Below are 24,631 nucleotides of genomic sequence, written 5' to 3'. Positions count from 1 at the left end.
ATCCTTACGGCCCCGCGCCCCTCACGGGGTCGCGTTCTTCTCCACCCAAACCCCGATCCGCTCCAGCAATTCCTCGCTCGCCGCGTTCTCCGCGTGCCCCATCCCGTTCTCCAGCCACAGTTCGCCGTTCTCCCCCGCCGCTGCCGCCAGCATCTCGGGGTGGTCGGTCGGGAAGTAGCCGTCCCTGTCGCCGTGGACTATCAGGAGCGGGGTCGGGGAGATCAGGGGGACGGACTCGACCGGGGAGAGGGGGACGGGATTCCAGTCGCGGTGGTGGATGCGGGTGCGGAAGCCGTAGCGGCCGACCAGGCGGCCCTCGGGGCGGGTGATGAGCCAGTGGACCCGGCGCATGGGGGCCGTGCCGCGGTAGTACCAGCGGGCGGGGGCGCTCACGGAGACGACGGCGTCGGGGCCGTCGGGGAGTGCCGCGTGGCGCAGGACGACCGAGCCGCCCATCGAGAAGCCGACCGTGGCGACGTGCTCGTGGCCCAGTTCGCGGGCCCAGCGGACCGCCGCCGCGAGGTCGAGGACCTCGCGGTCGCCGACCGTGGAGTGGCCGCCGGATCTTCCGTGACCGCGGAAGGAGAAGGTGACGACGGACCCGTACCGGGCGAGCACCCCCGCCACCCTTCGAACATGTGGACGATCAGCGTCACCCGTGAAGCCGTGCGCGACGACGACGGCCAGATGGCCGGAGGATGGCGTTCCGGTGCCGTCGGAGCCGTTGTATACAACGGCTCTCGGATCGTATACGGCCTCGATATTCACCCCGTCGTCAGTGCGCAGAAACCTGCGCAAAGGGGTTCGGGGCGGCCTCGACGGGGTTCGATCGACCGTCTCAGAGTTCGGAATGTCGAAAGATCGCGTCACATGACCTGCCGGACCAGCACTCATGTGGGCTATTCTGCTGGACAGAGGACTCGGGCAATGTCGCCCCCGGGTCCTTTTGTGCTTTCGGAAGCGTTGTATACGAGCGGGAAACGCCAGGTGACCGCAGATGTACGGGCCCCGGGATCGCAGAGCAGAACACTGTGGAGCACCGCAGTCGACAATCGCGGTGCCGCTCAGTGCCACACACGTCCTCGCAGGGACCGAGGAGGAACCAGACGTATGAGTTCTCTGCTGCTCCTGACCAATGCCCTCCAGCCTTCCACCGAGGTGCTTCCGGCCCTCGGCCTGCTGCTGCACAACGTGCGCGTGGCCCCGGCGGAAGGCCCCGCTCTCGTCGACACCCCAGGTGCGGACGTCATCCTGATCGACGGACGCCGTGACCTTCCACAGGTCCGCAGCCTGTGTCAGCTGCTCCGCTCCACCGGCCCCGGCTGCCCCCTCATCCTCGTCGTCACCGAGGGCGGCCTCGCCGCCGTCACCGCGGACTGGGGCATCGACGACGTCCTCCTCGACACCGCCGGCCCCGCCGAGGTCGAGGCCCGACTGCGGCTCGCCATGGGCCGGCAGCAGATCGTCAACGACGACTCCCCCATGGAGATCCGCAACGGCGATCTCTCGGTGGACGAGGCGACCTACAGCGCCAAGCTCAAGGGCCGCGTCCTCGACCTCACCTTCAAGGAGTTCGAGCTCCTCAAATACCTCGCCCAGCACCCGGGCCGCGTCTTCACCCGCGCCCAGCTGCTCCAGGAGGTCTGGGGCTACGACTACTTCGGCGGTACGCGCACGGTCGACGTCCACGTACGGCGGCTGCGCGCCAAGCTCGGCCCCGAGCACGAGTCGCTGATCGGGACCGTCCGGAACGTCGGTTATCGATTCGTTACGCCCGAGAAGGCGGAGCGCGCCGGTGACGACGCGAAGGGCAAGGCGGCGTCCTCGGACTCCTCCTCAAAGGCGGCGGATGCGGACGAGACGGCGTCCCTGGACACGGTCGAGATCGCGGCCGAGGCGTAGCGCCCCGCCCCTCCGGGTCCCTGCAGGGCGGCATACGCACCACCGCCGCCCAAGGGGTCTCCCGTACGCCCTGCCCAGGGGCGATTTATCCGCGTAGACTCCGGGCGTGGCCAAGGTGACTCGGGATGACGTGGCAAGACTGGCGGGTACGTCGACCGCCGTCGTCAGCTATGTCATCAACAACGGACCCCGGCCGGTTGCCCCGGCCACGCGCGAGCGTGTCCTCGCCGCCATCAAGGAACTGTCGTACCGGCCCGACCGCGTCGCCCAGGCGATGGCGTCGCGCCGCACCGAGCTGATAGGCCTGATCGTCCCGGACGCACGCCAGCCGTTCTTCGGCGAGATGGCGCACGCGGTCGAACAGGCCGCCGCCGAGCGCGGCAAGATGGTCCTCGTCGGGAACTCCGACTACGTCGCCGAGCGCGAGGTCCACTATCTGCGGGCGTTCCTCGGCATGCGTGTCTCCGGGCTGATCCTCGTCAGCCACGCCCTCAACGACAACGCCGCCGCCGAGATAGAGGCGTGGGACGCGCGGGTCGTGCTGTTGCACGAGCGGCCCGAGGCGATCGACGACGTGGCCGTGGTGACCGACGACCTCGGCGGCGCGCAGCTCGCCGTGGAACATCTCCTCTCGCACGGCTACGAGTACGTCGCCTGTATGGGCGGTATCGCCGAGACCCCGCTCGTCGGTGACCCCGTCTCCGACCACGTCGAGGGCTGGCGGCGCGCGATGGACGAGGCCGGGATCCCGACCGAGGGGCGGCTCTTCCAGGCGCCCTACAACCGGTACGACGCGTACCAGGTGGCGCTGAAGCTGCTGGCGGAGCCGGGCCGGCCGCCGGCGATCTTCTGTTCCACCGACGACCAGGCGATCGGTGTGCTGCGGGCCGCGCGGGAGCTGCGGATCGAGGTGCCGAGCGAGTTGGCCGTCGTCGGGTTCGACGACGTCAAGGAGGCGGCGCTCACGGATCCGCCGCTGACGACGATCGGGACGGATCGTACGGGGATGGCCCGGGCGGCGGTGGATCTGGTGCTCGATGACGGGATTCGGGTGCCCGGGTCCCGGAGGGAGCGCGTGAAGCTGTTCCCGTCGAGGTTGGTGGCCCGGCGGTCCTGCGGTTGCGAGTAGCGGCGGGCGAGTAGCGGTAGCGGGTAGCGGTAGCGGGTAGCGGTAGCGGGTAGCGCCCAGAGGCTGCCCGCCGTTGCTGACTGCGGGTTCGTCGTGGCTGATCACGCGGTTCCCCGCGCCCTCAGAAGCCGGCCTCCCCGCACGGCCTCCCCCTTGTTTCCCATGCCTGTGGGGCCTCGGCGCCTTTATATGGGGCGAACGAGGTTCTGGCGGGGTTCTCAGGGAGCACTCAGGAAGGTCTCATGATCGGGCGGCAGGCTCTGGGTCATGACCGAGAGCTTCCGCCGCAGCGGCGAGTACGAGAACCCCTATCAGGGTGACCAGCAGCAGCACTCCGGGTACGCCGAGGGCGAGACCCGGCAGCAGCCCGCGTACCTCCAGCAGCAGCCCGCCTCCGCCCCGGTGAACCCGGAGTGGCCGCCCCCGCCGGCGTACGACCCGGCCTCGGCGCCTCCCGCTCCGGCGGCACCGTCCGCTGAGTACGCGTACGCCACGTACGAGCAGCCCGCCGCGGCGGCCTCGGCTCCCACCGCGCTCCTCACCGAGCCGGTCTCCTCCGCCGCCGCCCCCGGGTCGGCGCCCTCGACGAGAAGGCGTGCCCGGGGTCCGATCGCGCTGCTGGCGGCCGTGGCGTTCGTCGCGGCGGCGATCGGCGGTGGCACGGCGTACGGCATCCAGGAGCTGACCGGCACGGACACCGTGGCCTCCAGCTCCACCAGCACGAGTGTGGTGCCGACCAGTCAGAAGGGCACGGTCTCCGGGGTCGCCACGGCGGTCAGCCCCAGCATCGTGGAGATCAGCGCCACCTCGAACGCGGGCGAGTCCACCGGTTCCGGTGTGATCATCACCAGCGACGGCGAGATCATCACCAACAACCACGTGATCTCCGGCGCCTCCCAGATCAAGGTGACGACGAGCAACGGCAAGTCCTACACGGCCGAGGTCGTCGGCACCGACAGCAAGAAGGACCTCGCCCTCATCAAGCTGCGGAACGCCTCCGGGCTGAAGGCCGCCACCCTCGGCGACTCCGCCGGCGTCAAGGTCGGCGACCAGGTCGTGGCGATCGGCTCCCCCGAGGGCCTGACCGGCACGGTCACCAGCGGCATCGTCTCCGCCCTCGACCGTGACGTGACGGTCTCGACGGACGAGAGCCAGGGCCAGCAGCAGCAACAGCAGGACGGCGGCAGCGGCCAGTGGCCGTTCGAGTTCGGCGGCCGGCAGTTCAACGGTGACACCGGCTCCTCCACGACCACGTACAAGGCCCTCCAGACCGACGCCTCCCTCAACCCGGGCAACTCCGGCGGCGCCCTCATCGACATGAACGGCAACATCATCGGCATCAACTCGGCGATGTACTCCGCCGCGGACGCCTCGTCGGCCGGCGCCGGCAGCGTCGGCCTCGGCTTCGCGATCCCGGTCAACACCGTCAAGGCCGACCTGAGCACGCTGCGGGCGGGCGGCTCGGACTGAGGTCCGCCGCATCGCATCCGACCAGGTAGATCCCTGCCGGTGCCTCCCGGTGCCTCCCGGTGCCTTCTGGTCCCTCCCGGTCCCTTCCGGTGCCTCCCGGTCCCTTCCAGCCCTTTCCCGTCCGCTGAGTCCAAGGAGTTCGACATGATCACGCAGATCAGGAACGGCGCGCAGATCACGCAGGTCTCGCACGACGTCGCAACCGCCGGCGACCCGGCCGGGCTGGGCCTCGCCCTCGCGGTGGCCGCCGAACTGCACACGCCGGTGACCCGGGCCCCCGAGGTGGCGTCCGCCGCCCGAGGAACGGCCCGCCGCACCACGGCGGCGCGCCCGCACCGGCGTACGGTTCGCGGCTGATCCTCACGGGACTCTCACGGGCTACTGCGCGGCCAGGGGACGTGCAAGGCTAGGGCGGTACCGCGCGCGCCCCTCCAGGGGCGCGGGGAACTGCGCGACCAGCCACAACGCACCCGCACCCGCACCCGCACCCGCACCCGCACCCGGCAACGCACAAGGAACCCCCACGGCGCCCCCGGCCCTGGAAACCACCGCATCCGAGGAACGAAACCATCATGAGCCCCGCCGAAGGCGCCCCCGAACCCCAGCGCATCCTCATCGTCGACGACGAGCCGGCGGTGCGCGACGCACTCAAGCGCAGCCTCGCCTTCGAGGGCTACGGCACCGAGGTCGCCGTCGACGGCGCGGACGCGCTGGAGAAGGCGACCGCGTACAAGCCGGACCTGGTCATCCTCGACGTCCAGATGCCGCGGATGGACGGGCTGACCGCCGCCCGCCGGATCCGCGGCGCCGGCGACACGACCCCGATCCTGATGCTCACGGCCCGCGACACGGTCGGCGACCGCGTCACCGGCCTCGACGCGGGTGCGGACGACTACCTGGTCAAGCCGTTCGAGCTGGACGAACTCTTCGCCCGCGTCCGCGCGTTGCTGCGCCGCAGCACGTACGCGTCCGCCCTGACCGACGCCGCCGAGGTGGACGAGGCGCTCACCTTCGCGGACCTGCGGATGGACCTGGCCACGCGGGAGGTCACGCGGGGCGGGCGCCCGGTGGAGCTGACCCGCACGGAGTTCACACTCCTGGAGATGTTCATGGCGCACCCGCGCCAGGTCCTCACGCGCGAGCAGATCCTGAAGGCCGTCTGGGGCTTCGACTTCGAGCCGTCCTCCAACTCCCTGGACGTGTACGTCATGTATCTGCGCCGCAAGACCGAGGCGGGCGGCGAGCCGAGGCTCGTCCACACCGTGCGGGGTGTCGGGTACGTCCTGCGCCAAGGCGGCGCGGAGTGAAGAAGCTCCTGAGCCGCTACCGGTCCCTGCCGATCCGGGCCCGGCTGTCGATGCTGGTCGCGGCGGCGGTGGCGTTCGCGGTGGCGGCGGTGTCGGTGACGTGTTGGTTCATCGTGCAGGGGAAGCTGTACGACGAGATCAACAACGATCTGGAGTCCATGGTCAGCCGTGCGCTGCCCAAGCAGATGGTTGAGCAGAGCGTCCTCACCGCCTGCCCAGAGGTTCCGTCGCAGTCATTCTTCGGGCCGCGGAACAAGGGGTACTCCCAGGTGGTCAAGGCGGACGGCACGAAGTGTGTCTTCCCCAACTCCACAGGTGTGGTGAACGTCGCCGAAAGCGACAAGGACGTGGCCGCGAACCCCAAGATCAAGACCGGGCAGATCCGCAACGGCACTGACAGCGAGGGCAATTCCGTACGAGTACTGGCCACGGCACTCGTGGTCGAGGAGGGCGGCAGGCAATACGTGATGGAGAACGCCGCCTATGTCGTGGCGGTACCTCTCAAGGGCACCCAGTCCACCCTCAACGACCTCGCCCTGATCCTCCTCCTCGTCTCCGGCATCGGAGTCGTCGGCGCCGGTGCGGCCGGTCTGGCCGTGGCCCGCGCGGGTCTCCGTCCGGTCGACAAGCTCACGGAAGCCGTCGAGCACGTGGCGCGCACCGAGGACCTGAGCATCCGCATCCCCGTGGAGGAGGAGAGCGAGGACGAGATCGCCCGCCTGTCCCGCTCCTTCAACTCGATGACCAGCGCACTCGCCAACTCACGCGAACTGCAGCAACAGCTGATCGCGGACGCCGGCCACGAACTCCGTACGCCCCTCACGTCCCTGCGGACGAACATCGAGCTGCTCACCCGCAGCGAGGAGACGGGCCGCCCGATCCCGGCGGACGACCGCAAGGCCCTGCTCGCCTCGGTGAAGGCCCAGATGACCGAACTGGCCGCGCTGATAGGCGACCTGCAGGAGCTGTCGCGCTCGGAGTCGGGCCAGCAGGGAGGCCGTCACCTCCAGGTGGTCGACTTCCAGGAGACCGTGGAGGCGGCCCTGCGCCGGGCCCGTCTGCGCGGCCCCGAGCTGACGATCACGGCGGACCTGCAGCCCTGGTACGTCCGCTCCGAGCCGTCCGCCCTGGAGCGCGCGATCGTCAACATCCTCGACAACGCGGTGAAGTTCAGCCCCGAGGGCGGCACGATCGAGGTCTCGCTGGATGCGGGTGTCCTCACGGTCCGCGACCACGGCCCCGGCATCCCCGTCGACGAACTCCCCCACGTCTTCGACCGCTTCTGGCGCTCCCCCAGCGCGAGGGCCCTGCCGGGCTCGGGCCTGGGCCTGTCCATCGTGGCCCGCACGGTCGAGCAGGCGGGCGGCGAGGTGTCCCTGGCGCGAGCCGAGGGCAGCGGCACGCTGGCGACGGTACGGCTGCCGGGGGCGGCTACTCCGCCGCCGGGGGCGCCGGAGTAGCCGTAGGAGATTCGGCACCGGGACGGATTGGTCCGTGGCCGCTTCTGGGGAGCCTCAGTGGAAGCCGAGCATTCCGGGGGAGTCGATGTCGATGGCGAGTACGCCCGGCGGGTAGTCGTCCTCGTGTCCCGTCAGGATGATGGACATGCCGCCGGTCTCCAGGTGCGGCGTGGCGACGTAGAGAGCGTGACAGGTATCGGCTCCGCCCCAGCCGTCACGCACCATCCCGCCCACCGTCACAGCGGCCGTCTGGCCGAGTGGATCGACGTGGATGCCCGGCAGCGCGAGCAGTGCCCGTCCGATGCCCTCGTCCTTCTCCTCCGCCCGCATGAGGCACAGGGAGGGAATGTGCAACCAGTCACCGGGGGTATGCGCGACGTTGTCCGCGAGGCGGTGCATGGCCTCGTGGCCGCGCGCGAGCGCGAGGGCCGCGCCCGTGTCGAGGACGATCACGCGGCGCGCTCCTGGTCAGGGCGCGTCGTCTCGCGGCCGGAGTGCATTTTATCCGCAGCCATCGCGTAGATATTGGCCAGGACGTCCGGCCCGCCGTCGAACTCCTCGTCGGTGAGCGTGCACCCCATGCGCTCACGCAGCACCTTGCGCGTGGCGGCGACCCGCTCCGCGATCTGCTCCGCCGTGGGCTGCTCCGCGGCCAGCCGCTCGATGAGCTGGCCGAGGGTCATGCCTCGCTCCTTGGCGACCTGGGCCAGATGATCGCGGGCCTGCTTGGACACCTGGATGGTCGTACTCTCTGCCATGGATGCACCATAGCCACACCACGGCGGAGGTGTCCCGCTTCCGAGATCCCCTTCACCCGAAGGTGCTCAGCCGGCCGCGACGACCTTGACGAACGCGGACCAGGCATGGGGGGAGAACAGGAGCGGACAGCGGTCCGGGGCCTTGCTGTCCCGGACGGGGACTATGCCGGGGACTTCGTCGGTGACTTCGAGGCAGTCGTTGGCGCCCCCTTCGCTGTAGCTCGACTTGCGCCAGGCAACGGTGCCGAGGTCAGGGGTGTGCGTCATGGTGTGTCTGCTCCTTCAAAACGGCCCTGATGAACGCGAGCGAGTCGGACGGTGACAGTGCCAGGTCGCGGAGCCGATCGTAGGACAGGCGGCGCCGCGTGACCTCGTTCGGATCCTCGTCCAACTGGCTGCAGCCGTTGCCTTCTTTGTAGGCGACGGCGCTTCCATCTTCCTGCCAGAGCAGCGTCAGCGACCCGGTCATGTGGTGGTGAACGCCTGCGGAAATCGGCAGCACCTGAAGCACGATGTTGGGCCGCGTGGCGGCGGCCTCCAGGTGGCGCAGTTGCTCGCGCCACGTCTCGGCACTGGCGGCGGTGCGGCGGAGTGCGATCTCGTCGATGACGATGCGGACGCTGGGCTCCGGCTTCCGCCCCAGCAGGTACTGGCGCCCCAGCCGAGCCGCGACCTGCTCTTCGACCCAGACGTCGCCGTCGGCCGTTGTCTGGGCTCCAGACAACACCTCGCGGCAGAAATTCTCCGTTTGCAGAAGACCTGGCACCGCCGGCGTGAACACCCGCATGATGCGGGCCGTCGCTTCCAGTTCCATGAACCGCTTGTACTGATCCTTGAAGGCGTCGAGGCGTGCCGCCCTCCAGTGGCTTACCAGCAGGTCACCGGCCTCGTAGTACGTATCCAAGTCCTCCATGAGCGTCACCTTGGACAGCCGCTCACCCGACTCCAGACGGCTCAAGTAGCTCTTGTCGTACCCCGTCTCGTCGGCCAGTTGCCCCAGCGACTTGCCTGCCTTCTCACGCAGAAAACGAAGTGTCCGGCCAAGCACAGCACGCCCCGACTCGCCCTTTGCGTCAACCAGTTCGCCCATGTCACCCCTCGCCGTTGTCTGGGGCGCCAGACAACACCGACCCCCTTCCGCAGCGTACGTCTCACCCGTGACGATCGGAACACGAACGGTAATCACCGCTCGTCAGCCCGACCCTGAAATAACCCTGAGACGAAAGAAGGGCACCGCCATGCGCGCACTCGTCGTCCGGCTCTGCGAGGCACTGCTCCGCTGGGCCGCGCCCGGTCCACCGCCGTCCGAGGCGGAGGAGCCGTCGGAACCCGTCCCTCCTCGCCCACCCCACAAGCCCGTCGACATCTGGCCCTTCGAGCGCTACGACAACCTCGTACGGCCCTACGTGCTCAGCGCGGAAGAGCTGTACAGCCACGACATCTTCGGCTTCCACCGCATCGAGGTCCCCGCATGATGGAAGGACTGCGTCTGCTGCCGTGGACCACCCCCGACGGCAAGCCCTGCTATCTCGACCCGGACACCGCGCACCCCGGGGCCCTCTCCCTCCTCGCCGACAATGTGGAGGTGTCCCAACTCGGTTCGGCTGAGGAGGTGTTGGCCGGAAGCAGGGCCGTACTCGGGGACGCGGCGGCCGGGGAGCGGGCGGTGCGGTTCGCGCTGACGCGGGCGGCGGAGTCGTTGGAGGACGTGGTGCGGATCGCGGTCAGCAGGGGGCGCCGGATCGGCGAGGACGGCCCCTAGTCGGGAACGTCGATGTGCAGGATCCCGTCGGCTCCTTCGGGGGTCGCCTCGTCGGGGTCCAGGCTGCCGGCGAAGAAGGCGTACCGTTCGCCGATCAGCGGGCTCAGGATGGCGCCGGCGCCGTACCAGTTGAGGTCCAGGTCACGCATGCGCATGTGGCTGAGGCCTCGTCGCAGGTGGAGGTTGTGGCCGAAGACCAGGGTCGGGCCGCGGCCTGCCTCGATGGCGCGGATGTCGAGGAGGTTATCGACCATGAGGGCGTCGCGGGTGGCGAGGAGGCGGGATATGCGGACGCTCTCTTCGAACTGATGGCGGAGGCCGACGCCGAGCGGCCGGCACCGCCGTCGGCCGAGCACGGCACCCGCACCGTCGGGGAACTCGCCCACCGGCTCCAGGTCACCCCGGCGACCCTGCGGAACTGGGAGAACGCCGGCATCCTCTGCCCCGCACGCGACCCGCTCACCGGATACCGCGTGTACCGCGCGGCCGACATCCGCGACGCGGAACTGGCCCACCTCCTGCGGCGCGGCGGCTACCCCCTGGACCACATCGCCACCGTGGTCCGGCAGATCCGGACGGCCGGCGGCACCGACACACTCTCCGACGCCCTGGACGACTGGCGACGGAGACTGACCGCGCGGGGCGTCGCCATGCTCGACGCGGCGGCTCGCCTCGGCGCGTACCTGGGCCTGCTCGATCGAGGCCCATGACCGAGGTCTTGACCGAGGTCTTGACCGAGGTCTTGACCGAGGTCTTGACCGAGGTCTTGACCGAGGTCTTGACCGAGGTCTTGATCAAAACCCTTGGCGGTGAGGAACCGCCCGCTTTGTGGATCTTGCGTGATGGTTTCGTGACACATCTCTGAGCGGGGTCTGAGAAAGCTCTGACGCGGCTGTGAGGTGGGTCGTGTTCGCTGCCGGTGAGTTCTTCGAGTTCTTACGTTCCCCAGACGACAGAACCGGTGACCGCCGACGCCGGCGTACAGCAGTAGGAGCACACAGCCATGCGAACTGCACTCAAGGTCAAGGCATCTCTCAAGAAGGGCGCCCTCGTCGCGGCGTCCACCGCGCTGGCCGTGGCCGGTGTCCTGGCAGGCCCCGGTTCCGCCCAGGCGGCCACCGGGCCGGGCGGCGCGACGAACATCCGGGGCGTGGACCCCGGCAACACCGACTCGATGATCGAGCGGCTGTGCAACCAGCGGACGAGCCTGACGGGTGTGTACGGCGCCCTCAACGTCCGGACCGGCGAGTTCAAGACCCAGGACGAGTACCTGCGGGACGTCTTCGGGCTGTTCGTGCCCGCCGGGGACTGGGAGACCTTCCGCGGCTGGTGCGGCAACGCGCAGGCGTCGACCTGGTCCACCACGGGCGCCGCCATCCGTACCTCCCCCTGGATCGGCAATCGGGGGTCGCAGGCCGACAAGGAGACGTTCGTCAGCAGCTACAGCACCAAGACGTTCGCGAAGAAGAGCGTCGGCGCGGAGATCAGCCTCTCCGTCGCCAAGAGCATCTTCTCCGCGAGCGCGGGCGGCAGCTTCTCGTACGAGTGGGGCTGGGAGAAGTCGTCGAGCTTCGAGCGCCGCAGCGAGAAGGCGATCCCGCCGTGCACCCAGATCGCCATCACCTGGTCGCCGTACCAGCGCGTCGTCCGCGTCAACCCGATCTTCTACGTCGAGGACTACTCCTGGAACAAGGGCAACGGCGAGAAGACCGTCCACACCTGGCGCAACCGCTCCTACCGCACGATCTACTCGCACGGCTACTACATCGACGGCACCTCCGACAAGCTCCTCCCCAACGGCCAGCCCGACGGCCGCGAGGACAAGTGGGAGCAGAAGCTGGACCCCAAGACCTGCGCCAAGTGAGGCTCCCCCAGCCCGCCCACACCCCGCTCCAAGACCAGCCACAGTGGCCACCCCCACCTTGTGGGGATGGCGCGGAAGATTCTGCTGGTCGATGACGACGGGGCCGTACGTGAGGGAATCGGGCGGCTGTTGAGGTTCGAGGGCTACGAGACCGTGCTCGCCGAGAACGGTCTCGTGGCCCTCGACGCCCTGGGGGCTCCTGGCGGTGCGCCGGACCTCGTCCTCATGGACGTCACCATGCCGGGGCTCGACGGGCTCGCCGCCACCCGGCGGATCCGGGCCTCCGGCTCCACCGTGCCGGTCATGATGATCACCGGCCGGGACGCGGTCGGCGACCGTATCGTCGCCCTCGACAACGGCGCGGACGACTACCTCACCAAGCCCTTCGCCCCCGAGGAACTCCTCGCGCGTGTACGGGCGTTGCTGCGCCGGGGCCAGCCGCTCGCCCTCCGCGGGATCGTCCCCCGCCTCCCCGCGGACCGGCTCGCCTACGCCGACGTCGTCATGGACCTCGGCAGCCGTGCCGTCACCCGCGCCGAACGCCCCCTCGCCCTCACCCGCACCGAGTACGCCCTCCTCGAATACCTCCTCCGTCACCCGGTCAGGGTCCACAGCCGCGCCCGGATCTTCCGGGAGGTCTGGGGCTTCGAGTTCGAGCCGGCCTCCAACACCCTCGATGTGTACGTCATGTACCTCCGCCGCAAACTGGAGGGCCGGGGCGAGCCCCGCATCATCCACACCGTGCGGGGGCTGGGGTACACGCTGCGCGGGGCGTGAGCAGCCGCGCAGAGGCAGAGAAAAAAGCAGTTCCCCGCGCCCCGGAAGGGGGCGCGGGGAACTGCGCTGTCCAGTCACGGACCACCCGCGGCGAAACGACGGCCGGAAGCAGTCCGCTTCGCCTAGCTGATGATCGTGATCCGGTTGGCCGCCGGCGGCGCGATCGGGCTGGTGGCCGAGGAGTTGGCCAGCATGTACTGCTCCAGCGCGGCGAGGTCGTCCGCGCCGACCAGGTCGTTCGTGCCCTGGCCCAGCGTCGGGTAGCCGTCGCCGCCGCCCGCGAGGAAGCTGTTGGTGGCGACGCGGTACGTGGCGGCCGGGTCGATGGCAACACCGTTGAGCTTGATGGTGCCGACGACGACGCGGTCGGCGCCGGCCTTCGTGAGGTCGAGCGTGTACGTCAGGCCGGACGACGGCAGCAGCACCTTCGGCGCGGCGGTGTTCGAACCGCTCACCTGCTCCTTGAGGACCTGGATGATCTGGGCACCCGTGAAGTCCTGAAGGTTGACCGTGTTGGAGAACGGCTGGACGGTGAAGCCCTCGGCGTAGGTCACCACGCCGTCGCCCTCGGTGCCCTTGGCCGCGTAGGTGAGCGGCGCGCGCACACCACCGGGGTTCATCAGCGCGAGGTCGACCTCGGGGTCCAGCGTCTTGCCGTACCAGTACTGCGCGTCGGCGATGAGGTCACCCATCGGCGTCTCCGTGCCGACGTTGGGCACATCGCCGGATATGTAGCCGATGGTGCGGTTGCCGATGGGGGCGGCGAGCGTGTTCCACCTGCTGATGAGGGCCGTCATGTCGGCGGCCTTCGCGACGGTCCGGGTGACCACGTGGTTCGCGGACTTCACGGCCGTACGGGAGATGTCGTTGGTCTGACGGTCGTACGTCAGCGTCGTGTCGGTGTAGAGGCGGCCGAAGGACGCGGCCGAGGTGACCATGCGGGGCTGGCCCGCCGGGTCGTTGATCGTGCAGGCGTACGCGGCGTGCGTGTGGCCGGTGACGACGGCGTCGACCTTCGGCGTGATGTTCTTGGCGATGTCGACGATCGGACCGGAGATGCCGTCACCGGCGCCGGGCGAGTCGCAGTCGTAGTTGTACGACTGGGAGGCGGGGAGACCGCCCTCGTGGATCAGCGCGACGACCGACTTGACGCCCTGGCCCTCCAGCTCCTTGGCGTACTTGTTGATCGTCTCGACCTCGTCCTTGAACTTGAGGCCCTTGACGCCCTCGGCGGAGACGACGCCCGGGGTGTCCTCCAGCGTCACACCGATGAAGCCGATCTTGACGCCGTTCTTCTTCCACACCCAGTAGGGCTTCAGGAGCGGCTTGCCGGTCTTCTCCTCGATGACGTTCGCCGCGAGGTACGGGAAGTCGGCGCCCTTGAACTTCTTGCCCTCGACGTAGCAGCCGTCGGCCTTGTGGCAGCCGCCCTTCTGCAGGCGGCGCAGTTCCTTGGGGCCCTCGTCGAACTCGTGGTTGCCGACGCTCGTCACATCGAGGTCGAGCCCGTTCAGCGCCTCGATGGTGGGCTCGTCGTGGAACAGGCCCGAGATCAGCGGGGAGGCGCCGACCATGTCACCGGCGGCGGCCGTGATCGAGAACTTCGTGTTGGCCTTGCGGGCCTCGCGCAGGTGCGTGGCGAGGTACTCGACACCACCGGCGTTGATCGTCGTGGTCGTACCGTCCTCGTGCAGCTCGGTCACCCGGCCCGAGGAACCGGCCGGCGGCTCCAGGTTGCCGTGCAGGTCGTTGAACGACAGCAGCTGCACGTCCTGGTACCGCGGCTTGCTCTTGCCGGGCTTGTGAGACTGCGTCTCACCGGCACTCGCCGGGATCGCGGCGGCCAACGCCCCGAAGGTCGCCAGGCCTGCCGCGGTGGCGATGATCCGGTTGCGGCGGCTTCTGCGGCGGTGCGCTTGGGGTGTGGCTGACATGTGCCCCCCTGGATTCGTGAGATGTGAGAGAAACGTGAGAACAGGCCCCGTGGGCCCGAAGCGTAGGGTCAACGCGCGTAGCGCGACAGGGGGTTCATGGTTACGACCTGGTTGCCGTCAGGGAGGAGTAGGAACGAAACGGCACGTATGGGGGCGTGGGACCGTGACATCCGCGGCTCCGCCGTGGGGCGCGATCAGCCACATTCAAGCCGCGGTCACGGGACAACGGGAGACAACCGGGCTCGTGGGGCGCTCCCTCGGCCCACCCCACGGTTAACCTCGAACCCATGACCAGCGACGACACCGCCCGGCCCGGCTCAGCGGCAAGCGCAGCCGCCGCCCGCAGTATCGAGACCCGTCTGGACCTGACCTCCGCCCAGAAGGACGCCGTACTGGCCCTGCTGGAAGAGGCCGCCCAGGTGGACGGCCAGCAGGCGGTGTCCGAGCAGGGCCGCCTCCAACTCCGCGGCGGCCCGCGGGACGGCGTACGCCACCTCCTCCTCAGCCTCGGGGACGACCTGGTCGGTTACGCCCAGCTGGAGGACAACGACCCCGTCGAGGCCCCCGCCGCCGAGCTGGTCGTCCACCCCTCCCACCGGGGCCACGGCCACGGCCGGGCCCTCGGCTCCGCCCTGCTCGCCGAGTCCGGCAAGCGCCTGCGCGTCTGGGCGCACGGCGGCCACTCCGCCGCCCGCCACCTCGCCCAGGTCCTCGGCCTCACCCTCTTCCGCGAACTGCGCCAGATGCGCCGCTCCCTGGCCGATTTCGACCCGCCCGAGCCGGTGCTGCCCGGCGGCGTCACCGTCCGCGCCTTCCGCCCCGGCGAGGACGACACGGCCTGGCTCACCGCGAACGCGGAGGCCTTCGCCCACCACCCCGAACAGGGTTCCCTCGTCCAGCGCGACCTCGACGACCGCAAGGCCGAACCCTGGTTCGACCCGGCGGGCTTCTTCCTGGCCTTCAGGGGTGACGAGCTGGTCGGCTTCCACTGGACGAAGGCGCACACCGACGAACAGCTCGGCGAGGTCTACGTCGTCGGCGTCCGCCCCGGCGCCCAGGGCGGGGGCCTCGGCAAGGCCCTCACCACGATCGGCCTGCGCCACCTCGCCGCCCAGGGCCTGCCCACCGCGATGCTCTACGTCGACGCCGACAACAAGGCGGCGGTGACCGTGTACGAACGCCTCGGATTCGTGACGTACGAGACGGACCTGATGTACCGCAGCGAAACCTGACGTACCCGGAGTTTTCCACAGGCTGGGGGCGGTGTTGTTGACACCGCCCCCTCTCTTGCACCACCCTTTCACTACTCAATTAGTGAAAGGGTGGTTGTCCGAGTGGTCGAGTACCGCATCGACCGGCGCAGCGGTGTCGCCACCTATGTGCAGATCGTCCACCAGACCAAACAGGCCCTGCGGCTGGGCCTGCTGGAGCCGGGCGACAAGCTCCCCACGGCCCGCGAGGTCGTGGAAGCCACCGCGATCAACCCGAACACGGTGCTGAAGGCCTACCGCGAGCTGGAGCGCGAAGGCCTGGTCGAGGCCCGCCGCGGCCTCGGCACGTTCGTACGGAAGTCCCTGGGCGCCACGCCCGTCGACTCCCCGCTGCGGGCCGAGCTGGACGCCTGGGCCGTACGGGCCAGGGAGACCGGGCTCGAACGGGACGACGCGGCGGCGCTCTTCACGTCCGTACTGGACGAACACTTCACCAAAGACCAGCGAGACCAGAAGGATCAGGGGGACGAGGCATGACGGGGACCGCGATGGAGGCGGCCGCGCTCGGCAAGAAGTTCGGGTGGCGGCAGGGGGGCTGGGCGCTGCGCGACTGCACGCTGCGGCTGCCGATGGGGCGGGTGTGCGCGGTCGTCGGACCGAACGGCGCGGGCAAGTCGACACTCCTGGCCCACGCGGCCGGGCTGCTCGCCCCCACCGAGGGCGCGATCAGTGTGCTGGGCACGACTCCGGCGGCGGCCCGCGAGCGCATCGCCTACGTCGCCCAGGACAAGCCCCTCTACCCGCAGCTGACCGTCGCCCAGACACTGCGGCTGGGCCACGAACTCAACCCCCGGCGCTGGGACGCGACCGTCGCCGAGCGGGTGGTGGACGCGGGCGGGCTGAACCTGGACGCCAAGATCCGCTCCCTCTCCGGCGGCCAGCGCACCCGGGTCGCGCTCGCCCTCGCCCTCGGCAAGCGGCCCGAACTGCTGCTCCTGGACGAGCCGATGGCCGACCTCGACCCGCTCGCCCGGCACGAGCTGATGGGCACCCTGCTCGCGGACGCCGCCGAGCACGGCACCACGGTTGTCATGTCCTCGCACGTAGTGGCCGAACTGGAGGGCTCCTGCGACCACTTGTTCCTGCTGGGCGCCGGGCGCGTCCGGCTCGCGGGCCCGCTGGACGAGATCCTCGCCGCACACACCCTGGTCACCGGCCCGGTCGGCGATCTCGCCCCGCACACGGTCGTCGAGTCCCGCACGACGGGGCGTCAGCTCAGCGCGCTCATCCGCCCGCAGGGCCCCGTCGGCCCCGGCTGGCAGACCGCCGAGCCGACCCTGGAGGAGCTGGTCCTCGCCCACCTGAGGGCACCTCAGGCACCGGCCCTCGTCGTGGACGAGGGCGACGGTGACCCCGCCGACGAGACCGAGGCGCGGGAGGCGGCCGTATGAGCACCACGACCACCGAGACCGTCTGGTCCGCCCGCTCCGAGGACCCCACCCCCGCCCCGGCGATGACCCCGACCCGGGGTCTGATCCGGGCGACGCTGCGCGTGCACCAGTCGGCGCTGTGGTTCTGGGGGCTGCTGGTGGTGCTGGCCGCCAGCGGGCTGCTGTGGGCCGCCGGACCGGGGGTGGACGCGGCCTGGGCGGAGTACGTGAAGAGCGGCTGCAAGGAAGTCGACTACTGCGAAGTGGGCCCCGCGTACAGCCGGTTCGACCTGACCGTCGGCCTCGCCTCCGCCGCCCTCGCCGTCGCTCCGATCCTGATCGGCGCCTGGGCGGGCGGTGCCCTGATCGCCCGCGAGCTGGAGAGCGGCACGGCCAGGCTGGCCTGGACCCAGTCCGCCAGCCCGGCCCGGTGGCTCGCCGCCAAGCTCGCGGTCCCGGCCGCCCTGATCGCCTCGGGGACGACCCTGCTGACCCTGCTGCACCGCCTGGTGTGGTGGTCGGACGAGGAGCTGCGGCACGCGCTCGGCACCCGCGACTGGTTCGAGTCCGAGACCTTCACGGCCAACGGCACCGTCGCCACGGCCTACGCCCTGCTCGGGCTGGCCGTCGGAGCCGTCGCGGGCCTGCTGCTGCGCCGTACCCTGCCCGGCCTCGCCGTCGGCCTGGTGGGCACGGGCGTCCTGATGGGCACGCTCGTATCGAACCGCCACCGGCTGTGGCCGACCGAGACCCTCGTCTCCAAGACCGCGGAGCCGGCCTGGACGGGCGAGATGGTCGACCGCGGCTTCATCACCAGCACGGGCGAACGCGTCTCGGACGTGGCGTGCACGGACGACACCTGCGGTCGGACCGACGCCGTCGCCTTCTACACCGACTTCCACCCCTCCTCCCACTTCTGGCCCCTCCAACTCGTCGAGACCGGCATCGTCCTCGCCGTCACCGCCCTGCTGGGCCTGGCCGCCTTCCGCCTGCTCCGGCGCCGTACGGGAGGTGCCGTATGACCATCACGGCGACCACACCGTCGGCCCCGGCCCCCGTCACCCGCGAAGGCCGACGTACGAAGCGGGGGCCCCAGGGGCTGACCTGGCTGACGCTTCGCCTGCACCGCTGGGCGGCGGTGTGCTGGACGCTCCTGGTCCTCGTGGCCGCGGGGGCGCTGCTGTGGGCGAATGGACCGGGTGGCGACGCCGCCTGGACCGAGTACAACCGGATGGGCTGCCACGACGGGATTCCGAACCTCGGCTGCGACCTCAACGGGCCCGCGTTCGACCGGTACGACACGACCGTCATGCTCGTCTCCGCGCTCATCACCCTCGCGCCCCTGTCGGTCGCCCTCTGGGCGGGAGCCGCGCTGATCGGCCGCGAACTGGAGAACGGCACGGCCCAGCTGGCCTGGACCCAGTCGGTCTCTCCCGCCCGCTGGCTGGCCGCCAAGCTCGCCGTGCCCGCCGGCCTCCTCACCGTCGGCACCCTCCTGCTCGTCCTGCTGCACCGGTCGATGTGGGCGGCGCACCATGCTCAATGGCGGCAGCTCGGTACCTGGCAGTGGTACCAGCGCGAGATCTTCGTGGCCAACGGCCCGGTCGCCGTCGCCCATGTCCTGCTCGCCCTCGCGGTCGGCGCCCTGATCGGCCTGCTCACCCGCCGTTCCCTGCCCTCACTGGGCTTCGGCTTCTTCGCCATGGGAAGCCTGCTCTACGCACTCGAAGAGCTGCGTCCGTACCTGTGGCCGGCCGAGACGGCGACGACCACGAGAGAAGAGGGCACACCGCCCTCTGTCGACATGGCCTTCGACGGGGGTGTCGTCACCGCCGACGGCGCCCACATCTCGACCGGTTCGTGCGCAGACCCCGACTGCGGCAGGACCGACGTCGTCGGTTACTACCTCGACCACCACCCCTCCTCCCACTTCTGGCCCCTCCAACTCGTCGAGACCGGCATCGTCCTCGCCGTCACCGCCCTGCTGGTCCTGGCCGCCTTCCGCCTGCTCCGGCGCCGTACGGAAGGCACCTCATCCACCCGTACGGAAGGCACCTCATCCACCCGTACGGGAGGCACCGCATGACCACCACCATCAACGCCCCCGCCCCTGTCACCCGGGGCGGGCCCCGCCCCCGCGGCCTCGTCCGGACCGTGCTGCGGCTGCACCGCTCCGCACTGCTGGTGTGGTGCGCGTACGTGCTGCTCATGGTCGGGTGGATGCTCTGGCTGCAGTACGTCACGGGGGCGGAGATGCGCGCGGAGCGCGACGCCTGCCGGGAGCGGGAGAGCGGGTGCATCGACATCGAGTCGGCGTTCGCCTACTCCCAGGGCATGAGCTGGGTCGGCACCCTCATCGCCTACTTCTCCTACGCCGTGGCCGCCTGGGCCGGCGCCTCGCTCACCGGCCGCGAACTGGAGCGGGGCACGGCCCGGCTGGCCTGGACCCAGTCCGTCACCCCGGTCCGCTGGCTCACCGCCAAGCTGGCCGTGTCCGCCGCCGCGCTGACCGCCGGCACCGCCGTCCTGGTGCTGGTCTACCGCTGGGCCTGGTCCTCGAACCGGGACCTGAGCGGCGACGAGTGGTACTACACCGACCCCTTCGTGAACCGCGGCCCCGCCGTCCTCGCGTACGCCCTGTGCGCACTGGCCGTCGGCGCCCTGGCGGGCCTCGCCCTGCAGCGGGCGCTGCCGGCCCTGGCCGTGGCCTTCGGCTTCATGCTCTGGTTCCACCTGTGGCTCGACGGCCATTCCAACGAGCTGTGGCCCACCAAGACGCTCACCGGCACCGCCGCCAGCAGGCTGCCGATGACGGCGGAACAGCTGGACCTGGGCGCGATCACCGGCCCCGGCGGCCGCGCCAACGACCTGACCTGCTTCGACGCCGACGCCGACGTCGACTACACCCGCTGCATGAGCGAGAACGGCTTCACCGACCTGTACGCCGAGGTGCACCCGGTGTCCCACTTCTGGCCCCTGCACCTCATGACCACCGGCGTCATCCTCGCCCTCGCCGTCCTCGCCACCGCCGCCGCCTACTGGACGCTGCGCCGCCGCGCCCGCTGACGGCCCCCTGACCCGGCACGCCCCTCCTACGGGGGGAGGGGCGTGCCGAAGGCGTACGACCGGTGAACAGCGTGCGACGGCGAAAAGGCGTGCGCCGGGGCTTCGCGCGTGCCACCACGGAACCGGCGGTCCTCCCTGCGCTATCCCGTACGTAAGGTCTCCGTAACCGGCGATTCAGACGAGCTTGCGAAGCTTCCGCAATGAACCCCGTCGTGCCCGAGCCCTCGCCTCCCCCACGCAACGGCCCAAGCAACGGGAAGAGCACGGGGAGCGGACCCCGTGCGACCGTCCCCGTCGCCCCGGACCACGCCGCCGATGTCGTCGACGTCGTCGCGCGCATCGACGCGGACATCGCCGAGAACGACGCCGCGAACGCCTCCGCGCCCCTGCCCGCACTCCCACCGGCCCTGTCCGACGCGCCTGTGATGCTCGCGGCGCGGAAGAATGGTGTCATGAGCCAGTCCAACGCCCAGGCAGACCAGGTCCAGCACGCACAGCCGACCGTCGGCTCCATAACGGGCCACCGCCCGCACACGGTGTCGGCCGTGGTCTCCGACCTGGAACCCGACATCGACGCCGACCTCGACGGCTACGAGGAGGAGGAGCACGAAGGCGGACGGCTGCCGCAGGGCCGATTCCTCGACCGGGAGCGCAGCTGGCTCGCCTTCAACGAGCGCGTCCTGGAACTGGCCGAGGACCCGAACACCCCCCTCCTCGAACGGGCGAACTTCCTGGCGATCTTCGCCAGCAACCTCGACGAGTTCTTCATGGTCCGCGTGGCCGGTCTGAAGCGCCGTATCGCCACCGGTGTGGCCACCCGCTCCGCCTCCGGCCTCCAGCCCCGCGAGGTGCTGGAGATGATCTGGGCCCGCTCCCGCGAGCTGATGGCCCGGCACGCCGCCTGCTTCCACGAGGACGTCGCCCCGGCGCTGGCCGAGGAGGGCGTGCACCTGGTCCGCTGGAGCGAACTGGCGGAGAAGGAGCAGGCCCGCCTCTTCACGCTCTTCCGCCACCAGATCTTCCCGGTCCTGACGCCCCTGGCCGTCGACCCCGCGCACCCCTTCCCGTACATCTCGGGTCTCTCCCTGAACCTGGCCGTACGCGTGCAGAACCCCGTGACCGGCACCTCGCACTTCGCCCGCGTCAAGGTGCCGCCGCTGCTGTCCCGCTTCCTGGAGGCCTCCCCGGGCCGGTTCGTCCCCCTGGAGGACGTGATCGGCGCCCATCTGGAGGAGCTGTTCCCGGGCATGGAGGTGCTGGAGCACCACGCCTTCCGGGTCACCCGCAACGAGGACCTGGAGGTCGAGGAGGACGACGCCGAGAACCTCCTCAAGGCCCTGGAGAAGGAGCTCATGCGGCGCCGCTTCGGGCCGCCGGTGCGCCTGGAGGTCGAGGAGAACATCAACCAGGAGGTCCTGGACCTGCTGGTGCGCGAGCTGAACATCAAGGAGTCCGAGGTCTACCCGCTGACCGGGCCCCTGGACCTCACCGGCCTCTTCCGCATCGCCTCCCTGGACCGGCCCGAGCTGAAGTACCGCAAGTTCGTCGCCGGCGTCCACCGCGACCTGGCCGAGGTCGAGTCGGCGTCCGCCCCCGACATATTCGCCGCCCTGCGCAACCGGGACGTGCTGCTGCACCACCCGTACGACTCCTTCTCGACGTCGGTGCAGGCGTTCCTGGAGCAGGCGGCCGACGACCCGGACGTCCTCGCGATCAAGCAGACCCTGTACCGGACCTCCGGCGACTCCCCCATAGTCAACGCGCTCATCGACGCAGCCGAGGCAGGCAAGCAGGTCCTCGTCCTGGTCGAGATCAAGGCGCGTTTCGACGAGCACGCCAACATCAAGTGGGCACGCAAGCTGGAGGAGGCCGGCTGCCACGTCGTCTACGGCCTGGTCGGTCTGAAGACCCACTGCAAACTGTCCCTGGTGGTCCGTCAGGAGGGCGAGTCGCTACGGCGCTACAGCCACGTCGGTACGGGCAACTACCACCCGAAGACGGCGAGGCTGTACGAGGACCTGGGCGTGCTGACGTCGGACCCGCAGGTCGGCGCGGACCTCTCCGACCTCTTCAACCGGCTCTCCGGCTACTCACGCCGCGAGACCTACCGCCGCCTCCTCGTCGCGCCCAAGTCCCTGCGCGACGGCCTGATCGCCCGTGTCAACAAGGAGGTCCAGCACCACCGTGCCGGGCGTCCCGCGCACGTCCGTATCAAGGTCAACTCGATCGTGGACGAGGCGCTCATCGACGCCCTGTACCGGGCCTCGCAGGCGGGTGTGCCCATCGACGTGTGGGTGCGCGGCATATGCGCCATCCGGCCCGGCGTCCCGGGCCTTTCGGAGAACGTCCGGGTGCGCTCCGTCCTCGGCCGCTTCCTCGAACACTCCCGGGTCTTCGGCTTCGGCAACGGCGGCGAGCCCGAGGTGTGGATCGGCAGCGCCGACATGATGCACCGCAATCTCGACCGCCGGATCGAGGCCCTGCTGCGGGTCACCGACCCGGCCCACCGGGCGGCCCTCAACCGCCTGCTGGAGACCGGTATGTCCGACACGACCTCCTCCTGGCACCTCGGCCCCGACGGCGAGTGGACCCGGCACTCGTACGACGCGGACGGCCAGCCCCTGCGCAACGTCCAGGAGATGCTCATTGACGCCCGGAGGCGCCGGCGTGGCACAGCAACACCTTGACCCCACGGACCCCACGGTCGTACCCGCCGATGCCGTCGCCGGCTATCTGCGGGCCCAGGCCACGGAGTTCCTCCGCGCGCTGCGCACCCACCGCGAGACCGGTGGGGGCGTGGCGGCGGGTGCCGAGGAGTCCAGCGACGCAGCCCTGGCCCTGCGCCGCTCGGCCCGCCGCATCAGCGGCACGCTGCACACCTTCCGCCCGCTCCTGGACACGGACTGGTCGGAATCCCTCCGCCCCGAACTGGCCTGGCTGTCGGGCACACTGGGCCGCGAACACGCCTACGCGGCCCGTCTGACCCGCCTGGTGACAGCCCTCAACCGCCTCTCGGGAGCGAGCCCGTTCCCGACCCAGCCGGCCCTGCCCACCCGCGCCACCGCCGCCGCCTCCGCGAGTGGTCTCGCCACGGCCACCACCCCGGGCGGCCGCTCCGCCGGTGGCCGTTCCACCGCCGCAGCCTCGACCGCCGGTGGCCGTTCCACCGCCGTCTCCGCTGTGGGCAGTCGTGCCGCCGGGGCGGAACGGGCGGGCACCGGGGGCACCTCCCAGGCCTTCAAGGCACCGGGGGAGGAACCCGGCACCGCCGGGCCAGGTCCCCGCCCCGCGGCGACCCCCGACCGCGGCAGTCTCACAGTCGGCGCGGCGAAGGCCGGCGCCCTCCTGGACCGCCAGCTCACCCTCGCCCGCACCCGGGCCCACTCCGCCGCCCTCCAGGCCCTCGGCTCCAGCCGCTTCCACGCCGTCGCCGACAACGTCGCCGTCCTCGCCAGCGAGGTCCCCCTCACCCCCACCGCCCCCACCGTGGACCTGCGCCCCCTTGCCGCCGCCGCCCACGACCGCCTCCGCGACGCGATCACCGGCCTCCCCCTCCACACGGCCGGCCACCCGTACAACGCCGAGGCCCTCGTCCACGGCCTCTCCCCGGACACCGCGCCCCACCCCCAGGACGCCCCCTGGCACCAGGTACGGCTCCTGCTCCGCCTCCACCGTTACGCCCTGGAGGTCCTGTACCCCGAGGCCGTCCCCGTCGACGTACGCCTCCTCGCGGCCGGCGAGGCCCTCAACCGCCACCGCGACGCCTCCGAAGCGGCCTCCGCGGCGGCCGCCGCCGCCCGCACCCCCCGCATCACCCCGGCCACGGCCTACGCCCTCGGGGTCCTCCACGCCGACCAGCGCCACGAAGTGGAGGCATCCCGGTTCGCGTTCCAGCAGTCCTGGCAGAAGGAGGCGGTGAGCACGTCGTGACCGAGAACACCGACGCCGTCGTCCGGGCGGCGGGCCGCGTCCTGTGGCGCCGCTCGCCGGACGGCGCGGACCTGCGGATCCGTCCGGCCCACCGGCCGCAGTACGACGAGTCGTGTCATCGCTCATCACGGTGAAAGAACCCGCAGGCCAGAGGCCCGACGAATCGAGGTAGTGATGGACGTCACACCATTGGTGCTTGCCGCAGGCTGTGCCCTGTGGCGCCGGTCGCCCTCCGGCGGGGGCATCGAGCTGGCCTTGGTCTACCGGCCGAAGTGGTCGGACTGGTCCCTGCCGAAGGGCAAGCTCAAGCGTGACGAAGAGGCCCGTGACGGCGCCCTTCGCGAAGTTCTTGAGGAAACCGGCATGGAATGCGCCCTCGGCCCGGAACTCCCGACCGTCCACTACACCGACGCCCAGGGCCGCCCCAAGCAGGTGCGCTACTGGGCGGCCGAGGCGACCAGCGGCGTGTTCGCCCCGAACCGCGAAGTGTCCCGCCTCCTCTGGCTGTCTCCCGAGGCCGCGGCGCAGCGCCTCACGCACGAGAGGGACCGAACGATGGTGTCCTCGCTCCTCGAAGCGCTGCACAAGTCAGGGACGGGCCACCAGTAGGGCTTGGCCGGGAAGGGGCGCC

The 24,631-nt window shown here is 70.5% G+C and carries 29 protein-coding genes; 22 read left to right on the top strand and 7 right to left on the bottom strand.

What is annotated here, in order from left to right:
• Positions 1–21: 21 nt before the first annotated feature.
• Complete coding sequence (locus tag AWZ10_RS29065; protein WP_060892428.1) at positions 22–894, bottom strand: alpha/beta hydrolase; 873 nt, start codon at positions 892–894, stop codon at positions 22–24.
• A gap of 216 nt (positions 895–1,110) precedes the next feature.
• Here AWZ10_RS29065 and AWZ10_RS29060 point away from each other — a divergent pair, with 216 nt between their 5' ends.
• The 6 genes from AWZ10_RS29060 (at position 1,111) to AWZ10_RS29035 (ending at position 7,268) form a co-directional block, all read left to right on the top strand.
• Positions 1,111–1,902 carry a response regulator transcription factor gene (locus tag AWZ10_RS29060; RefSeq protein WP_060892427.1) on the top strand — a complete coding sequence of 264 codons (792 nt, stop codon included), beginning with the start codon at positions 1,111–1,113 and terminating at the stop codon, positions 1,900–1,902.
• A gap of 106 nt (positions 1,903–2,008) precedes the next feature.
• On the top strand, positions 2,009–3,031 hold the full coding sequence (locus AWZ10_RS29055) for a LacI family DNA-binding transcriptional regulator (protein ID WP_060892426.1): 1,023 nt from the start codon (positions 2,009–2,011) through the stop codon (positions 3,029–3,031).
• Positions 3,032–3,298: 267 nt separating this feature from the next.
• Positions 3,299–4,501, top strand: coding sequence for a S1C family serine protease (locus AWZ10_RS29050; RefSeq protein WP_060892425.1), 1,203 nt, complete (start codon positions 3,299–3,301; stop codon positions 4,499–4,501).
• 144 nt (positions 4,502–4,645) lie between these two features.
• A complete protein-coding gene (locus AWZ10_RS29045; protein ID WP_046709927.1) occupies positions 4,646–4,858 on the top strand; it encodes a hypothetical protein in 213 nt (70 codons plus the stop codon).
• Positions 4,859–5,073: 215 nt separating this feature from the next.
• A complete protein-coding gene (locus AWZ10_RS29040; RefSeq protein WP_046707396.1) occupies positions 5,074–5,808 on the top strand; it encodes a response regulator transcription factor in 735 nt (244 codons plus the stop codon).
• Positions 5,805–7,268 carry a HAMP domain-containing sensor histidine kinase gene (locus tag AWZ10_RS29035; RefSeq protein ID WP_060892424.1) on the top strand — a complete coding sequence of 488 codons (1,464 nt, stop codon included), beginning with the start codon at positions 5,805–5,807 and terminating at the stop codon, positions 7,266–7,268. The genes AWZ10_RS29040 and AWZ10_RS29035 overlap by 4 nt, the downstream gene beginning before the upstream one ends.
• 54 nt (positions 7,269–7,322) lie before the next feature.
• Here AWZ10_RS29035 and AWZ10_RS29030 read toward each other — a convergent pair whose 3' ends face one another.
• From AWZ10_RS29030 to AWZ10_RS29015, 4 genes are all read right to left on the bottom strand, one after another.
• Complete coding sequence (locus AWZ10_RS29030) at positions 7,323–7,721, bottom strand: PIN domain-containing protein (RefSeq protein WP_046707398.1); 399 nt, start codon at positions 7,719–7,721, stop codon at positions 7,323–7,325.
• Positions 7,718–8,026, bottom strand: coding sequence for a hypothetical protein (locus AWZ10_RS29025; RefSeq protein ID WP_046707399.1), 309 nt, complete (start codon positions 8,024–8,026; stop codon positions 7,718–7,720). Before AWZ10_RS29025 ends, AWZ10_RS29030 begins: the two co-directional genes overlap by 4 nt.
• A 66-nt stretch (positions 8,027–8,092) precedes the next feature.
• Entirely contained in the window at positions 8,093–8,293 is a 201-nt protein-coding gene (locus AWZ10_RS29020) for a DUF397 domain-containing protein (protein WP_046707400.1), read from the bottom strand.
• Complete coding sequence (locus AWZ10_RS29015; protein ID WP_046707401.1) at positions 8,277–9,116, bottom strand: helix-turn-helix domain-containing protein; 840 nt, start codon at positions 9,114–9,116, stop codon at positions 8,277–8,279. The genes AWZ10_RS29020 and AWZ10_RS29015 overlap by 17 nt, the downstream gene beginning before the upstream one ends.
• 148 nt (positions 9,117–9,264) lie before the next feature.
• Between AWZ10_RS29015 and AWZ10_RS29010 the strand changes: the two genes are divergently transcribed.
• Positions 9,265–9,501 (top strand): hypothetical protein, encoded by a 237-nt coding sequence (locus tag AWZ10_RS29010; RefSeq protein WP_060892423.1) that lies wholly within the window; start codon positions 9,265–9,267, stop codon positions 9,499–9,501.
• A complete protein-coding gene (locus AWZ10_RS29005) occupies positions 9,498–9,788 on the top strand; it encodes a hypothetical protein (protein ID WP_046707403.1) in 291 nt (96 codons plus the stop codon). Before AWZ10_RS29010 ends, AWZ10_RS29005 begins: the two co-directional genes overlap by 4 nt.
• On the opposite strand, the gene AWZ10_RS29000 is transcribed toward AWZ10_RS29005, so the two are convergent.
• Positions 9,785–10,042, bottom strand: coding sequence for an erythromycin esterase family protein (locus AWZ10_RS29000; protein ID WP_079104467.1), 258 nt, complete (start codon positions 10,040–10,042; stop codon positions 9,785–9,787). The genes AWZ10_RS29005 and AWZ10_RS29000 overlap by 4 nt on opposite strands.
• Positions 10,043–10,096: 54 nt before the next feature.
• Between AWZ10_RS29000 and AWZ10_RS28995 the strand changes: the two genes are divergently transcribed.
• From AWZ10_RS28995 to AWZ10_RS28985, 4 genes are all read left to right on the top strand, one after another.
• Positions 10,097–10,498, top strand: coding sequence for a TioE family transcriptional regulator (locus tag AWZ10_RS28995; RefSeq protein ID WP_079104465.1), 402 nt, complete (start codon positions 10,097–10,099; stop codon positions 10,496–10,498).
• Positions 10,495–10,653 carry a hypothetical protein gene (locus AWZ10_RS51630; RefSeq protein ID WP_159058379.1) on the top strand — a complete coding sequence of 53 codons (159 nt, stop codon included), beginning with the start codon at positions 10,495–10,497 and terminating at the stop codon, positions 10,651–10,653. Before AWZ10_RS28995 ends, AWZ10_RS51630 begins: the two co-directional genes overlap by 4 nt.
• A 138-nt stretch (positions 10,654–10,791) precedes the next feature.
• A complete protein-coding gene (locus AWZ10_RS28990; protein WP_046707406.1) occupies positions 10,792–11,652 on the top strand; it encodes a hypothetical protein in 861 nt (286 codons plus the stop codon).
• 66 nt (positions 11,653–11,718) lie between these two features.
• The gene (locus tag AWZ10_RS28985; protein WP_060892421.1) at positions 11,719–12,429 is read left to right on the top strand and encodes a response regulator transcription factor; all 711 of its coding nucleotides are present in this window, start codon (positions 11,719–11,721) and stop codon (positions 12,427–12,429) included.
• Positions 12,430–12,551: 122 nt separating this feature from the next.
• Here the strand turns inward: AWZ10_RS28985 and AWZ10_RS28980 are convergent, their stop codons facing one another.
• Positions 12,552–14,363, bottom strand: a complete 1,812-nt coding sequence (locus AWZ10_RS28980) for a bifunctional metallophosphatase/5'-nucleotidase (RefSeq protein WP_060892420.1) — start codon at positions 14,361–14,363, stop codon at positions 12,552–12,554.
• Positions 14,364–14,650: 287 nt separating this feature from the next.
• Here AWZ10_RS28980 and mshD point away from each other — a divergent pair, with 287 nt between their 5' ends.
• From mshD to AWZ10_RS28935, 10 genes are all read left to right on the top strand, one after another.
• Complete coding sequence (gene mshD / locus AWZ10_RS28975; protein WP_060892419.1) at positions 14,651–15,595, top strand: mycothiol synthase; 945 nt, start codon at positions 14,651–14,653, stop codon at positions 15,593–15,595.
• Between the two features lie 102 nt (positions 15,596–15,697).
• Positions 15,698–16,111, top strand: a complete 414-nt coding sequence (locus tag AWZ10_RS28970) for a GntR family transcriptional regulator (protein WP_060892418.1) — start codon at positions 15,698–15,700, stop codon at positions 16,109–16,111.
• Positions 16,108–17,025 carry an ABC transporter ATP-binding protein gene (locus AWZ10_RS28965; protein WP_060892417.1) on the top strand — a complete coding sequence of 306 codons (918 nt, stop codon included), beginning with the start codon at positions 16,108–16,110 and terminating at the stop codon, positions 17,023–17,025. Before AWZ10_RS28970 ends, AWZ10_RS28965 begins: the two co-directional genes overlap by 4 nt.
• Positions 17,022–18,026 carry a hypothetical protein gene (locus AWZ10_RS28960; protein ID WP_060892416.1) on the top strand — a complete coding sequence of 335 codons (1,005 nt, stop codon included), beginning with the start codon at positions 17,022–17,024 and terminating at the stop codon, positions 18,024–18,026. The genes AWZ10_RS28965 and AWZ10_RS28960 overlap by 4 nt, the downstream gene beginning before the upstream one ends.
• Entirely contained in the window at positions 18,023–19,090 is a 1,068-nt protein-coding gene (locus AWZ10_RS28955) for a hypothetical protein (protein WP_063809795.1), read from the top strand. The genes AWZ10_RS28960 and AWZ10_RS28955 overlap by 4 nt, the downstream gene beginning before the upstream one ends.
• Positions 19,087–20,070: an ABC transporter permease gene (locus AWZ10_RS28950; protein ID WP_060892415.1), complete on the top strand. Its 984-nt coding sequence runs from the start codon at positions 19,087–19,089 to the stop codon at positions 20,068–20,070. The genes AWZ10_RS28955 and AWZ10_RS28950 overlap by 4 nt, the downstream gene beginning before the upstream one ends.
• 452 nt (positions 20,071–20,522) lie before the next feature.
• A complete protein-coding gene (locus AWZ10_RS28945) occupies positions 20,523–22,757 on the top strand; it encodes an RNA degradosome polyphosphate kinase (protein ID WP_173531698.1) in 2,235 nt (744 codons plus the stop codon).
• Positions 22,738–24,000 carry a CHAD domain-containing protein gene (locus AWZ10_RS28940; protein WP_199845758.1) on the top strand — a complete coding sequence of 421 codons (1,263 nt, stop codon included), beginning with the start codon at positions 22,738–22,740 and terminating at the stop codon, positions 23,998–24,000. Before AWZ10_RS28945 ends, AWZ10_RS28940 begins: the two co-directional genes overlap by 20 nt.
• A complete protein-coding gene (locus tag AWZ10_RS51625; protein ID WP_159014988.1) occupies positions 23,997–24,134 on the top strand; it encodes a hypothetical protein in 138 nt (45 codons plus the stop codon). Before AWZ10_RS28940 ends, AWZ10_RS51625 begins: the two co-directional genes overlap by 4 nt.
• Before the next feature lie 40 nt (positions 24,135–24,174).
• A complete protein-coding gene (locus tag AWZ10_RS28935; RefSeq protein WP_046703629.1) occupies positions 24,175–24,609 on the top strand; it encodes an NUDIX hydrolase in 435 nt (144 codons plus the stop codon).
• Positions 24,610–24,631: the final 22 nt, after the last annotated feature.

This window comes from Streptomyces europaeiscabiei (assembly GCF_001550375.1).
Taxonomy (GTDB): Bacteria; Actinomycetota; Actinomycetes; order Streptomycetales; family Streptomycetaceae; genus Streptomyces; species Streptomyces europaeiscabiei.
The sequence above is the reverse complement of the archived record's forward strand: the minus strand, read 5'-3'. Positions and strand labels throughout refer to the sequence as shown.

Excerpts from the sequence above, each read along its gene's own strand:
- AWZ10_RS28950 (WP_060892415.1), top strand. The coding sequence starts at position 19,087 with ATGACCACCACCATCAACGCCCCCGCCCCTGTCACCCGGGGCGGGCCC.
- AWZ10_RS29015 (WP_046707401.1), bottom strand. The coding sequence starts at position 9,116 with ATGGGCGAACTGGTTGACGCAAAGGGCGAGTCGGGGCGTGCTGTGCTT.
- AWZ10_RS29050 (WP_060892425.1), top strand. The coding sequence starts at position 3,299 with ATGACCGAGAGCTTCCGCCGCAGCGGCGAGTACGAGAACCCCTATCAG.
- AWZ10_RS29005 (WP_046707403.1), top strand. The coding sequence starts at position 9,498 with ATGATGGAAGGACTGCGTCTGCTGCCGTGGACCACCCCCGACGGCAAG.
- AWZ10_RS51630 (WP_159058379.1), top strand. The coding sequence starts at position 10,495 with ATGACCGAGGTCTTGACCGAGGTCTTGACCGAGGTCTTGACCGAGGTC.
- AWZ10_RS28995 (WP_079104465.1), top strand. The coding sequence starts at position 10,097 with ATGGCGGAGGCCGACGCCGAGCGGCCGGCACCGCCGTCGGCCGAGCAC.
- AWZ10_RS29060 (WP_060892427.1), top strand. The coding sequence starts at position 1,111 with ATGAGTTCTCTGCTGCTCCTGACCAATGCCCTCCAGCCTTCCACCGAG.
- AWZ10_RS29065 (WP_060892428.1), bottom strand. The coding sequence starts at position 894 with ATGAGTGCTGGTCCGGCAGGTCATGTGACGCGATCTTTCGACATTCCG.
- AWZ10_RS29010 (WP_060892423.1), top strand. The coding sequence starts at position 9,265 with ATGCGCGCACTCGTCGTCCGGCTCTGCGAGGCACTGCTCCGCTGGGCC.
- AWZ10_RS28990 (WP_046707406.1), top strand. The coding sequence starts at position 10,792 with ATGCGAACTGCACTCAAGGTCAAGGCATCTCTCAAGAAGGGCGCCCTC.
- AWZ10_RS28960 (WP_060892416.1), top strand. The coding sequence starts at position 17,022 with ATGAGCACCACGACCACCGAGACCGTCTGGTCCGCCCGCTCCGAGGAC.
- AWZ10_RS29020 (WP_046707400.1), bottom strand. The coding sequence starts at position 8,293 with ATGACGCACACCCCTGACCTCGGCACCGTTGCCTGGCGCAAGTCGAGC.
- mshD (WP_060892419.1), top strand. The coding sequence starts at position 14,651 with ATGACCAGCGACGACACCGCCCGGCCCGGCTCAGCGGCAAGCGCAGCC.
- AWZ10_RS28945 (WP_173531698.1), top strand. The coding sequence starts at position 20,523 with ATGAGCCAGTCCAACGCCCAGGCAGACCAGGTCCAGCACGCACAGCCG.
- AWZ10_RS28980 (WP_060892420.1), bottom strand. The coding sequence starts at position 14,363 with ATGTCAGCCACACCCCAAGCGCACCGCCGCAGAAGCCGCCGCAACCGG.
- AWZ10_RS28935 (WP_046703629.1), top strand. The coding sequence starts at position 24,175 with ATGGACGTCACACCATTGGTGCTTGCCGCAGGCTGTGCCCTGTGGCGC.
- AWZ10_RS29045 (WP_046709927.1), top strand. The coding sequence starts at position 4,646 with ATGATCACGCAGATCAGGAACGGCGCGCAGATCACGCAGGTCTCGCAC.
- AWZ10_RS29025 (WP_046707399.1), bottom strand. The coding sequence starts at position 8,026 with ATGGCAGAGAGTACGACCATCCAGGTGTCCAAGCAGGCCCGCGATCAT.
- AWZ10_RS29000 (WP_079104467.1), bottom strand. The coding sequence starts at position 10,042 with ATGGTCGATAACCTCCTCGACATCCGCGCCATCGAGGCAGGCCGCGGC.
- AWZ10_RS28955 (WP_063809795.1), top strand. The coding sequence starts at position 18,023 with ATGACCATCACGGCGACCACACCGTCGGCCCCGGCCCCCGTCACCCGC.
- AWZ10_RS28985 (WP_060892421.1), top strand. The coding sequence starts at position 11,719 with ATGGCGCGGAAGATTCTGCTGGTCGATGACGACGGGGCCGTACGTGAG.
- AWZ10_RS29040 (WP_046707396.1), top strand. The coding sequence starts at position 5,074 with ATGAGCCCCGCCGAAGGCGCCCCCGAACCCCAGCGCATCCTCATCGTC.
- AWZ10_RS28965 (WP_060892417.1), top strand. The coding sequence starts at position 16,108 with ATGACGGGGACCGCGATGGAGGCGGCCGCGCTCGGCAAGAAGTTCGGG.